Below are 11902 nucleotides of genomic sequence, written 5' to 3'. Positions count from 1 at the left end.
GGCTTCCAGTGCCCGCGGAACAGCGCCGGCAACGACGGCGGCGCCGGCGTCCCGCTCGCCGGGGCGTCGTCCGCGGTGGTGGAGCCGGCCGACGCGGCCGGTGCGGTGGGGGTGCCGGCCGGGGCACCGGCGTCGTGCGCGGTGCCAGGGTCCGCCGAGCCGTTCATCTCCTCATAGACCGGGGTGTCATCCAGCTTGGAGCGCAGGTAGAAGCCGATCAGGCCCATGGGGGCCGCCAGCAAGAAGGGCAGGCGCCAACCCCAGGAGGACATCTGCTCGGGGGAGAGGATGAGCTCCAGCAGCAGCATGATCGCCGTGCCCAGGGCGAAGCCTCCCAGGGTGCCGAACTCCAGGAACGAGCCGAGGAAGCCGCGGCGGCGGTCCGGGGCGTACTCGGACATGTAGGTGGCCGCGCCGCCGTACTCGCCACCGGTGGAGAAGCCCTGGATCATACGCAGCGCGATCAGCAGGATCGGGGCCAGGACGCCGACCTGCTCGAAGGTGGGCAGCACGCCGATGAGGAACGTGGCGCCGGACATCATCAGGATGGTCAGGGCGAGGATGCCCTTGCGGCCGATCCGGTCACCCAGTGGACCCCAGACGAGGCCGCCGATCGGGCGGACCAGGAAGGAGATCGCGAAGGTCGCCAGGGTCAGCAGCATGCCGCCCTCGCCCGGGAAGAAGTTCTGGGTGATGTAGGCGGTGGCCACCGCGTAGACGCCGTAGTCGTACCACTCGGTCGCGTTGCCGAGGGCCGAGGCGGCCGTGGCCTTGCGGATGGCGGCGGCCGGGGTCTTCTTCCGCGGTGGACGGGTCGGCCGGGAGAAGCGGTTGCGCCGCCGGGACTGCCCGGACTGCGCGGCCGTCTGGGGTGAGCCAGAGGGGGGAACTGCCGAGGGATGGGACTCTGTTTCGGACACAGGTGATCTTCCTGGTGCGGTTCACCCCGCCAGGGGTGTTCCAGGGCCGATCAGGCGTGAGGCCCGGTCCTCCCGGGGAGGGTGGACCAGGGGCGCCGGAGTCGAGTCCGGTGAGGACGGCCCCGGAATGCTGGCTCGGGGACCCACCTGGGATTGCAGACAATCGACCGTAGCCGAGGCGGTGGGGGCGAGGTCAAATCCGGGTGAGGTGCATCACGGTCGGCGCCGAGGGTGGTGCAAGTGGCACAGTGGGGCGCATGAGTGAGGATTTCAGGGGCCCCGTGACGTGGGAGGGGGCGGTCAATGCCCGCCGCGTCCTGGGTGGAATCTACCGGATGGGACGGCAGGAGTGGCTGACGGATCTCGGCTGGCAGCAGTTGCGCCGGGACGGCGTCAGCACGGTGATCGACCTCCGCGGCGCCTCCGAACGCCGGCGCCGCCCCACGGACCCCGAGGTGACCGAGGAGGCCCATGCCGGCATCGAGATCCTGCACCGCCCCGTGGAGGACCCCACGCGTGACGGCTATGAGGAGTATCTGGCCCCCGCGCTGTCCGCCGGCGCACCCTATCCCAACCATCCGCGGTACTACCCGGCCACACTCGAGTACTTCCCGGACCGTGTGGCCGCCGTGTTCGCGGCCATGGCCGCCGCGCCCGGTTCGGTGGTGCTGCACTGCTCGGCCGGACGGGACCGGACCGGCCTGGTGGTCACCCTGCTGCTGTTGCTCGTCGGCCGCCGGGACCTGGTCGGACCCCAGTACGACGCCGGCGCCCGCGGCATCAATGAGTGGCACCGCATCAGCCCCGTGCCACACCCCCATGAGCGGCACTTGGAGGGGACGGAGCTGGATGCGTTCCTCTCCGGCCGGATCGTGGCCCTGGAGGAGTTCGCCGCCTCGCTGCCGGATGCCGAGGCCGTGGCCGATCTGCTCCTGGCCCACGGCGTCACGGCCGCCGAGGTGGACGCGGTGCGGGCCAAGCTCCAACAGGGCTGACACGCTTCCGGTCCGCCAGCGGGACGGAGAATGCCGCCCCGGACCAGGAGTGCGTCAGCGGAGTTCGGTGGCGCCCAGGGCCGTCAGCAGGAAGGCGTAGTCCCAGGCGCGGTCCTCCCAGGCCCGGTACCGGCCGGAGGCACCGCCGTGGCCGCCGTCCATCTCGGTCTTGAGCACGATCGGGGCACCGCCCTCGGCCAGTGGCGTGGCCTGGTCCGAGGTGACGGTGCGGCGCAGCTGCTGCACCCACTTGGCCGGTTCCACGTACAGCACGCGGGTGTCATTCAGGGAGGTCACCGCCGCGATCGCCGGGTAGTCCACGGCACGCACATTCTCGTAGGGGGTGTACTCCTGCATGTACCGGTAGACCTCGGGATCGGCGATGGGATTGCCCCACTCCTCCCACTCCAGGGCGGACAGCGGCAGATCCGGGTCCAGGATGGAGGTCAGCGCGTCCACGAACGGCACCTGGGCCACGCAGGCCCGGTACAGCTCGGGGGCGAGGTTCAGCACGCCGCCCATCAGCAGTCCGCCGGCGGAACCGCCCATCGCCGCGATCCGGTCCGGATCCACCCAGCCGGACTGCGCCACGAAGCGGGTGGCGTCCACGAAGTCGGTGAACGAGTTCTTCTTGTGCAGCTTCTTGCCGTGGTCATACCAGTTGCGGCCCAGCTCGCCGCCGCCGCGCACGTGCGCCACCACGTAGACCACGCCCCGGTCCAGCAGGGACAGCCGCGCGGCCGTGAAACCCGGATCCATGGACATCTCATAGCTGCCGTAGCCGTACACCACGCACGGGTTGGAGCCGTCCCATTCGATGTCCTGGCGGCGGATCACGGTCAGCGGCACGGCCACCGGCCGGCCGGCGTTGTCCCCGGAGTCCGCCGGTGCCCACCAGCGCTCCACGAGGTACTGCTCCGGGTCATAGCCGGGGACCTCGACCTGCCGGCGCAGGTGGATGCGGTTGGAGTCCCCGCCGCCATCCACCTCGTAGTCCAGGACCTGGGTAGGAGTGACCCAGGAGGAGTACCCCAACCGCAGGAACGGCGAGTCGAACGGGGCGCCGGCGAGTTCGCACGCGTACAGCTCCTCGCCGAAGTCCGGTTCCACCGGTGCCGCCTGCTGCGCGGTCCCGAGGCCGGCCAGTGGCATCACCAGGGTGCGCGGGGTCGTCTCGCGGCGCACGCCCAGGACCAGCTGCGTGGCGGTGACCGCGGTGCCGTCCACCTTCGTGGTGTCTGAATGCCCGACGACGGTGCGCCAGAACCGCGGGTCCGTCACCGTCTCCCGGGCGGCCAGGGACACCATGTTGTTCGGGGCGGGCGTGGGGCCGTGCTCCTCGTCCTCGCTGGAGAAGTCCTTGTTGTGGGTGATGACGTAGTACCGGCCCGGCTGGTGGTCCTGGCCGTCATAGCCGGCCCCGGCGTCCAGGGTGACGGGGTCCACGTCGTGCAGCAGGCCGAGGTCTCGGGAGACCAGCATCCGCAGCTCGCCCAGCGGCTCGTCCGGGGTGGCGGGCAGGTCCAGGGCGAGCGTCTCGGCGATCTCCGAGTTGCCCACGGAGACCAGCAGCTCGGTGCGGTCCGCCGAGAGCCCGAAGCCGGACCACATGCCGGGATCGTCCTCCTGGAAGAGAAGCTGGTCCTGCTCCACGGGCGTGCCGAGCGTGTGGGCCAGGATCCGGTAGGGGCGCCAGGAGTGGTCCGGGACGGTGTAGAACACGCGGGAGCCGGAGGGATCGAAGACGAGCCCGTAGGACACGTTGGGGATCTCGTCCGCCAGGTCAGTCCCGGTGCGCAGGTCCCGGATGCGCAGGGTGAAGCGCTCGTCCCCGGCGTGGTCCACGGCGTAGGCCATCAGGTTCCCATCCCGGGAGACGGCGATCCCGCCCAGGGAGAAGAAGGGTTGGCCCTCGGCCTCGGCGTTGCCGTCCAGGATGACCTGTTCGCCGGCCACGGGCACACCGGGCTCGATCACCGGTGGGGTCCAGTCGGCCAGCCGGTCTCCGGTGTCGGTGGCCTGCACGCGGCAGTGGGTGGCGTACTGCTGGCCCTCCTCGGTGCGCGCGAAGTACCACCAGCCGTCCTTGCGGGAGGGCACGGAGAGGTCGGTCTCCACGGTGTGGGCCTTGATCTCCCCGAAGATCGCCGCGCGCAACGGTTCCTGGTCCGCCGTCACGGAATCCGTGTACGCGTTCTCGGCCTCCAGATGCGCGATAACCTCGTCGGACTCCTTGTCCCGCAGCCAATCGAAGTCATCGGTGAACGTGTGCCCGTGGTGTGCGCGGTTCACGGGCCGCGCCTCGGCCACCGGGGGCTGGGAGCCGCCGGCCGGCGTCGTGGTATCCGTGCTGGTCTGCTGGGAGCTCGCGGAAGTCATACAGGCCATTCAACAGCACGGGCCGCCGGCCCCGGGTGTGGGGGCGGGTGGTCCGCTCTCGGCTGAGGCGCTGTGTGCCGTGCGGGCCGGCTCTACTTCGGGGCCATGCGGATGGCGCCGTCCAGGCGGATGGTCTCGCCGTTGAGCATCCGGTTCTGCACGATGTGCAGGGCCAGCTCCGCATACTCCTCCGGCTGGCCGAGGCGGGACGGGAACGGGACCTGCTGGCCCAGCGACTCCTGCGCGGTCTCCGGCAGACCTGCCATCATCGGCGTCCAGAAGATGCCGGGGGCGATGGTCATGACGCGGATGCCGTGCCGGGCCAGTTCGCGGGCGATCGGCAGGGTCATGGCGGCCACGCCGCCCTTGGACGCCGAGTACGCGGCCTGGCCGATCTGGCCGTCGAAGGCCGCCACGGAGGCGGTGTTGATGATGACTCCGCGCTCGCCGTCCTCCCCGGGCTCGTTCTGCGCCATCGCCTCGGAGGCCAGGCGGATCACGTTGAACGTGCCGACGAGGTTGATCTGCACGGTGCGCGCGAAGGACTCCAGCTCGTGCGGACCGGTCTTGCCGAGCACCTTCTCCGCGGTGGCGATGCCAGCGCAATTCACGACGCCGGCCAGCGGCCCGCCCTGCTGGCCCGCCACCTCGACGGCGTGGGCCACCTGCGCCGGGTCCGTCACGTCGGTCTCGACGAGGACGGCCCCTTCGGGGGGCGTGCCCTTCAGGTCAGCGGCCACCACGTGGGCACCACGGGCGAGCAGGGCTCGGGCCGTGGCGGCGCCGAGGCCCGAGGCCCCGCCGGTGACGAGGAACGTGCGGTCGGTGAACTCCATGGTGCTCCTGGGTGCGGTGGGTCTGGTCGGCCCGGACGGCCCGGTTAACGGGGGTTAACGACTCAGACCGTACCGCAGTCCGGCCATGGTGTGCGTCACACGCCGAGCAGGCCGCGGAAGACGCCCATGCCGAAGTAGACGACGAACGCGGCCGCCACCACCCACAGCAGCGGGTGGACGTCCCTGGCCCGGCCCTGCGCGGTGCGGATGACGGCGTAGGCGATCATGCCGGCGCCGATGCCGTTGGCGATCGAGTAGGTGAAGGGCATCAGGATGATGGTGAGGAAGGCCGGCAGGGCCGCACCCCAGTCCGCCCAGTCGATCTGGACCACCTGGGTGGCCATCATGAAGCCGACCACCACGAGGGCCGGGGCCACGGCCTCGAACGGCACCAGGTGGATCAGCGGTGTCAGGAACATCGACAACAGGAGCAGCACACCGGTGACCACGGAGGCGAAGCCGGTGCGGGCGCCCTCGCCGATGCCGGTTCCGGACTCCACGAAGATCTGGTTGGCCGAACCGGAGGCGGCGCCGCCGCCGGACACGGCCAGGGCGTCCACCATGAGGACCCGGTTCAGGTGCGGGATGTCCCCGTCCTTCGTGACGTTGCCGGCCTCGCGGGCCAAGCCCACGGAGGTGCCCATGGCGTCGAAGAACACGGACAGCAGGATGGCGAAGACCAGCAACAGGGCCATCAGAGGGCCGACCTGGGTGAAGGCGCCGAGGAGGTCGGCCTGGCCCACGAGGGAGAGGTCCGGGGCGGTCCACTCGGGGAAGGAGGGTGCCACGAGGGACCAGCCGGTGGGGTTGGTGTTGCCGGCCTCGTCCACGGACGGGCCGATGTGGAAGACGGCCTCCAGGATGTTGGCCAGCACCGTGGCCACCACGATCCCGATGAGGATGGCGCCGCGGGTCTTGCGGACCACGAGCACGGCGGTCACCAGCAGCCCGACGACGAAGACCAGGACCGGCCAGCCCTCCAGTTCCCCGCCGGTCCCCAGCCCGACCGGCACGGTGGTCCCGGCGGCATCGGGCACCCGGCGGATGAAGCCCGAGTTGACCAGGCCGATCAGGGCGATGAACAGGCCGATGCCCACCACGATCGCGGTCTTCAGGGCGTCCGGGACGGCGTTGAACACGGCCTGCCGGAACCCGGTGGCCACGAGCAGGACCATGACCAGGCCGGCGATCACCACCAGGCCCATGACGGCGGGCCAGGTGATCCCGGTGGTGGTGGCGACCGTGATGGCCACGAGCGCGTTGACGCCCAGGCCGGCGGCCAAGGCGAAGGGGTGGCGGGCCCACACGCCCATGGCGATGGTGGAGATCCCGGCCACCAGCGCCGTCACCGCGGCCACCCGGGCGATGCCGAGGGTGTCCCCGTTGGCGTCGGGGCCGGAGAGGACCAGCGGGTTGAGCACGATGATGTAGCTCATCGCCAGGAACGTGGCGAGGCCGCCGCGGATCTCCTGGGCCACCGTCGAACCGCGTCTGGAGATCAGGAAGAACCGGTCCAGGGCGTTCTTCGGTCCCGCGCTGTCCACGGAGTTCACGGTGTCCAGGGTGGCGGGAGCGGAGGACGACTCTGGCGAAGGCATGGAGGACATGTTAGCGGCGGGGGCCGTCACCGAGGCAGGCGGGGAGGCCCCGGGGGCGGTCTTGTGCGGGACGTCACACGAGGCGGGATCGCCGGCCGGACGTCACGAAAAGGGCACGGTCCCAGGGATTGCCACCAATATTGTTGGCAATCTGGGCCGGATGCGCTTACGATCCAAGCCAGACGCGGTTGTGATCCGGATCACCCCCCTCCGGGCGGACCCGTCTGCGCCACTCCTGCGGGAGTGGTGTCCCCTTCACCCTGCACCGGAAGAGTCAGTGGGCCCATGGCAGCACGTTTGACGTTGGCGGATGTCAACCTCCATTTCGGCGGAGTGACCGTCCTGAAGGAGGTCGGCTTCGCCGTGGAACCGGGAACGGTCCTCGGCCTGGTCGGCCCCAACGGCGCGGGCAAGACCTCCCTGTTCAATTGCATCTCCGGCCACTACCGCCCGAGCTCCGGCTCCATCCGGATCGATGATGCCGAGATCAGCCAGACCCGGCCGGCGGGCATGTCCCGCCACGGTCTCGCCCGGACCTTCCAGCATCCGGCGCTGCAGCTGGAGTCCACCGTCCTGGACAACGTGCTGTTGGGCGGACACGCGCGTCTGCCTGGCGGGCCGGCGTCGTGGGCCGTGCGCCTGCCGCCGATGGTCCGTAGCGAGCGCGAACTGAGGACCGAGGCACTGGGCCGGCTGGACGATCTCGGCCTCGGCTGGGCGGCGCACCGCAGCGCGGACGAACTCTCCCACGGCCTGCACAAGGGCGTCGAACTGTGCCGTGCCCTGATGGCGCGGCCGCAGGTGCTGCTGCTGGACGAGCCCGCCGCCGGGCTGTCCCAGGGCGAGGTCGACTCGTTCATTCAGACCATTCACGGCCTCAAGGCCGCCGGGGAGATCACGCTCGTGATCGTGGAACACCACATGGGGGTGATCTCCGCCCTGGCGGACCGCGTTGTCGTGCTGGACCACGGTAGCAAGCTCATGGAGGGCACCGCGGCGGAGGCCCAGTCCGATCCCCGGGTGATCGAGGCCTATCTGGGCAAGGACACCAAGGACACCGAGGACAGCAAGGACAGTGCGGAGGGCATCGGCGATGACGCTGCTTGAGATCACGGACCTGACGGCGCAGTACGGCCCCGTGCAGGTGCTCCACGGGGTGTCCCTGAGTGTCCCCGAACAGGGTGCCGTGGGCATCCTCGGCGCCAACGGGGCGGGGAAGACCACCACCCTGCGCGCCATCAGCGGCGCCGTCCGGACCGGTGGACAGGTCCGCTTCGAGGGTCAGGACATCCGCGGCCGGAAGCCGAACGAGGTCGCCGCCCTCGGGATCGCCCACGTCCCGGAGGGACGCGGGACCCTGGGCAACCTCACGGTCAAGGAGAACCTCCTGGTGGGCGCCTACCTGCGCAAGGACCGCAAGCGGATCCAGCAGGACATCGATCACCTGCTGGAGCTGTTCCCCAACCTGCAGGAGCGCTACACGGCGAACGCCTCGGCTCTCTCCGGAGGCGAGCAGCAGATGCTGGCCGTGGGCCGCGCCTACATGGCCCGGCCCAAGCTGCTGCTGCTGGACGAGGCCTCACTGGGGCTGGCACCCAGCACCGCGAAGACCGTCTATGACGCGATCCGGGTGCTGCGCGAGGAGACCGGCGTGGCCATGCTGCTCGTGGAGCAGAATGCCAACCTCGCCTTCACGATCGTGGACACGGCGACCGTCCTGGAGACGGGCCGCAGCGTCCTGAGCGGAACCTCGGCGGAGCTCAAGGGCCGCGACGAGATCCGCAAGGCATACCTGGGAGGCTGATGATGGGAACCTTGATTCAACTGGTGGTCGACGGCCTCGCCATGGGCTCCGTCTACGGGGCGATCGCGCTGGCGATCGTCCTGGTCAACCAGTCCACCGGCATGATCAACTTCGCCCAGGGTGGCATGGCCGTGCTCTCGGCCTACCTCGCCTTCACCTTCCTCGGGCTCGGGCTGCCCCTGATCGTGGCGATCCTGCTGTCCGTGGCGGCCTCGTTCATCATCGGGGCGCTGATCGAACGCTTCCTGATGCGCCGCTTCATGGGCGGGGCGGAGGACACCCAGGTGGTGGTCACGGTGGGCCTGCTGACCCTGCTCACCGGCATCTGCGGGTGGCTCTGGTCCTACAACAACCTGCAGTTCCCCTCCCTGTTCCCGTCCTCGGCCTTCACCTTCCTGGGTGCCGCCATCAGCTGGAGGTCCTTCGGCACCTTCCTGGTGATCGCCGGCATCATGGTCCTGCTGCAGCTGCTGTTCCGCCAGACCAAGCTGGGCCTGGCCCTGCGGGCCGTGGCGGACAACCGGCAGTCCGCGTCTTTCGCGGGGCTGCCCGTCGGACGGCTGCTCATGGTCGGCTGGGGGCTGGCCGCCGCACTCGGCGCGGTGGCGGGCGCCCTGGTGGCACCACGGCTCTCGTTGACCCCGGGCATGCTGGACACCACCCTCGTCTACGCGCTGGCCGCCGTCATCCTCGGCGGGATCACCAGCCCCGTCGGGGTGGTCGTCGCGGCCTGGCTGATCGGCGTCCTGGAGAACCTGGCCGCCGTCTACGTGCCGATCATCGGCCATGACCTGAAGATCGCGGTGCCGTTCATCTTGCTCTTCGTGGTCCTCCTGCTGCGCCCCCAGGGTCTGTTCGGACGCAAGACCGTGGTGCGAGTCTGATGGGCACGCAGAAGACCGGACTGCTCCGGACCCCGTGGTTCCAGCTCACCCTCGCCGTGGTGGTCGTGCTGCTGCTCGTGGTGGCCCCGTTGCTGCTGCCCATCCCCGTCAACCAGACGCTGGCGCGGATCGGCGTCTTCGCCGTCGCCGTGCTCGGACTGAACGTGATCATGGGCTACACGGGCCAGGTCTCCCTGGGCCAGATCTTCTTCCTGGGCCTCGGTGCCTACGTCACCGCCTACGGGGTGGAGAACGGCTGGAACATCGCCCTGGTGTTCCTCGCCGCCGTCGTCATCCCCGGCGTGGTCGGGCTGATCGTGGCCCTGGCGGCCGCGCGGCTCGGGGGGCTGGCCATCGCCATGGTGACGATCGCCCTGCCGATCATCGGCGTCCCCCTGGCCAAGCGGCTCAGCGACGTCACCGGCGGCTCCCAGGGCGTCTCCGCCCGGTTCTCCTCCGCGCCCGACTGGACCGGCCTGGCCAACGACCAGTGGCAGTACTACCTCGTGCTGGCCATCGGCGGAATCACCTTCCTGCTGGTCTTCAACCTGGTCCGTGGCAAGTACGGCCGGGCCTTCCGGATCGTCAAGGAGAACGAGGCCGTGGCCGGGGCCATGGGCATCTCGCCCTACCGGTACAAGGTCCTCGCCTTCACGATCGCCTCGATGGTCGGTGGTGTCAGCGGCTTCCTCTACATGGTGGTCATCCAGTACACGTCTCCCGAGACCCTGGCCTTCCACCACTCGATCAGTCTGCTGGCCGCCATGGTGGTCGGCGGCGCCGGCAGCATCATCGGCTCGCTGATCGGCGGCATCTACTACGTGCTGGTCCCCAACTTCACCAACGAGGTGGCGCCCACCCTCACCTCGCTCATCCAGGGCGCGATCCTGCTGCTGGTGCTGTTCGTCCTGCCCGGCGGCATCGCCAGCCTGCCCCGGGTGCTGCGCCGCTGGACCGGCCGCTCATCACGTTCGTCACCCCCAGCCTCCTCACCCCCCGACGCGTCACCGTCATCATCCGACCCGTCACCCAGCACCCCACCCAGCACCACCCCCAGCACCCCTCCCACTACCCCTCCCAGCAGTGCCTCAGTAAAGGAAGACTCGCCATGATCCTGAAGAAGAAGGTTCTCAGTGCCGTTGCCATGGGCGCCGTCGCCGCCATGGCCCTGTCCGGATGCGGCCGTTCTGACGGCGGCGGATCGGACGGCGGTGGAGACGGCGGCGGCGCGGCAGCCAGCCCCGGCATCACAGACGAGGCCATCACCCTGGGCGTCACCACGCCGCTCAGCGGTGGCACGGCCGGCCCGGGCACCTGCACGGTGGCCGGCCTCGCGGCCTACTTCGGTGCCGCCAATGCCGAGGGCGGCGTCGAGTTCGGTGACGGCACCACCCGCGAGGTCGTGATCGAGGCGTTCGATGACACGTATGACCCACAGAAGGCCTTGTCCAACTTCCAGCAGAACCAGGGCGACGTCTTCGCCTTCACCTCCGGCCTCGGCACGCCCACCAACAGGGCCTACCGCGAGGCGGCCATCGACTCCGAGGTCCCCCAGGTGCTCGTCCAGACCGGTGATCCGATCTTCAGCGATCAGACCGAGAGCCCCTGGCAGCTGGGCTTCGTGCCGATCTATCAGAACGAGGGTGAGGCCTTCGGTGAACTGCTGGCCGGCTCCGACGAGGACCTGACCGTCGCCATCCTGTCCCAGAACGACGACTACGGCGAAGGCTACGTCGAGGGCTTCAAGGAGGCCATCTCCGGGTCTGAGAACATCGAGATCGTCTCGGAACTGACCTACGAGGCCACGGACACCTCGGTCGACGCCCAGCTCACCGAACTCGCCGGGACGGACGCGGACGTGTTCTTCAACGCCATGTCCATCACCCCGCTCGTCATCTCCTCGATCGAGAAGAGCCGCGAGCTGGGCTGGTCCCCGAGCTGGTTCCTGCCGTCCAACACCTCCAGCCCGGTCGCCATCCTCGAGCCGGCGGCCGCTGACGCCGAGGACGGTTTCTACTCGGTGTCCTTCGCCAAGGCCCCGCAGAGCCCGGCCTTCGCCGAGGACGAGGATGTGGTGGCTTTCCTGGAGAACCTCGAGCAGTACGCCGCCGAGTACACCACCACGCCGGACTTCCCGCACTGCATGTGGAGCTACATGGTGGGTGCCACTCTGGAGGAGGCCTTCAAGACCATGACCGAGCCGACCCGTGAGAACTTCATGGAGGCCTTGCGCAGCATCGAGGACCTGCAGGCCCCCCTGATGCTCGAGGGCACCTCGGTCAACACCACCGAGGACGGCCAGCCGGCCGTGTCCACCGTGGTGGTCCAGAAGTACAACGGGCAGGGCTACGAGACCGCGGAGTCCTTCGACTAGGCCAGTACCGCACAGAAGCCCCGCGCAGAAGACCTGTACGGAAGACCTGTACGGAAGACCTGTACGGAAGACCTGTACGGAAGCCCCCACAAAAGCTCAGTGCGGAAGCGGG

General features: G+C 69.6%; 10 protein-coding genes. 6 read left to right on the top strand and 4 right to left on the bottom strand.

Annotated elements, in window-relative coordinates; translation table 11 throughout:
• Nucleotides 1-920, bottom strand: a 920-nt coding sequence (locus RUH65_RS13580) for an MFS transporter (protein ID WP_313818102.1), incomplete at its 3' end; no start/stop codon positions are given.
• Nucleotides 921-1177: 257 nt separating this feature from the next.
• Between RUH65_RS13580 and RUH65_RS13575 the strand changes: the two genes are divergently transcribed.
• Complete coding sequence (locus tag RUH65_RS13575) at nucleotides 1178-1915, top strand: tyrosine-protein phosphatase (protein WP_313818101.1); 738 nt, start codon at nucleotides 1178-1180, stop codon at nucleotides 1913-1915.
• A gap of 54 nt (nucleotides 1916-1969) precedes the next feature.
• On the opposite strand, the gene RUH65_RS13570 is transcribed toward RUH65_RS13575, so the two are convergent.
• From RUH65_RS13570 to RUH65_RS13560, 3 genes are all read right to left on the bottom strand, one after another.
• Entirely contained in the window at nucleotides 1970-4294 is a 2325-nt protein-coding gene (locus tag RUH65_RS13570) for a S9 family peptidase (protein WP_313818100.1), read from the bottom strand.
• Nucleotides 4295-4386: 92 nt separating this feature from the next.
• Nucleotides 4387-5130 (bottom strand): 3-hydroxyacyl-CoA dehydrogenase, encoded by a 744-nt coding sequence (locus RUH65_RS13565; protein WP_313818099.1) that lies wholly within the window; start codon nucleotides 5128-5130, stop codon nucleotides 4387-4389.
• Nucleotides 5131-5225: 95 nt separating this feature from the next.
• Entirely contained in the window at nucleotides 5226-6728 is a 1503-nt protein-coding gene (locus tag RUH65_RS13560) for an NCS2 family permease (RefSeq protein WP_313818098.1), read from the bottom strand.
• Between the two features lie 285 nt (nucleotides 6729-7013).
• Here RUH65_RS13560 and RUH65_RS13555 point away from each other — a divergent pair, with 285 nt between their 5' ends.
• Genes RUH65_RS13555 through RUH65_RS13535 form a run of 5 tightly spaced genes read left to right on the top strand, consistent with a single transcriptional unit; the run spans nucleotide 7014 to nucleotide 11790 of the window.
• Entirely contained in the window at nucleotides 7014-7835 is an 822-nt protein-coding gene (locus RUH65_RS13555) for an ABC transporter ATP-binding protein (RefSeq protein WP_313818097.1), read from the top strand.
• On the top strand, nucleotides 7822-8532 hold the full coding sequence (locus tag RUH65_RS13550) for an ABC transporter ATP-binding protein (protein WP_313818096.1): 711 nt from the start codon (nucleotides 7822-7824) through the stop codon (nucleotides 8530-8532). The genes RUH65_RS13555 and RUH65_RS13550 overlap by 14 nt, the downstream gene beginning before the upstream one ends.
• Before the next feature lie 2 nt (nucleotides 8533-8534).
• Nucleotides 8535-9416 carry a branched-chain amino acid ABC transporter permease gene (locus RUH65_RS13545; protein WP_313818095.1) on the top strand — a complete coding sequence of 294 codons (882 nt, stop codon included), beginning with the start codon at nucleotides 8535-8537 and terminating at the stop codon, nucleotides 9414-9416.
• Nucleotides 9416-10528 carry a branched-chain amino acid ABC transporter permease gene (locus RUH65_RS13540; protein WP_313818094.1) on the top strand — a complete coding sequence of 371 codons (1113 nt, stop codon included), beginning with the start codon at nucleotides 9416-9418 and terminating at the stop codon, nucleotides 10526-10528. Before RUH65_RS13545 ends, RUH65_RS13540 begins: the two co-directional genes overlap by 1 nt.
• A complete protein-coding gene (locus tag RUH65_RS13535) occupies nucleotides 10525-11790 on the top strand; it encodes an ABC transporter substrate-binding protein (RefSeq protein ID WP_313818093.1) in 1266 nt (421 codons plus the stop codon). The genes RUH65_RS13540 and RUH65_RS13535 overlap by 4 nt, the downstream gene beginning before the upstream one ends.
• Nucleotides 11791-11902 lie beyond the last annotated feature (112 nt).

Origin of the sequence: Citricoccus sp. (genome assembly GCF_032154715.1) — a bacterium.
GTDB lineage: Bacteria > Actinomycetota > Actinomycetes > Actinomycetales > Micrococcaceae > Citricoccus.
This window is presented reverse-complemented; position numbering and strand designations above follow the sequence as displayed.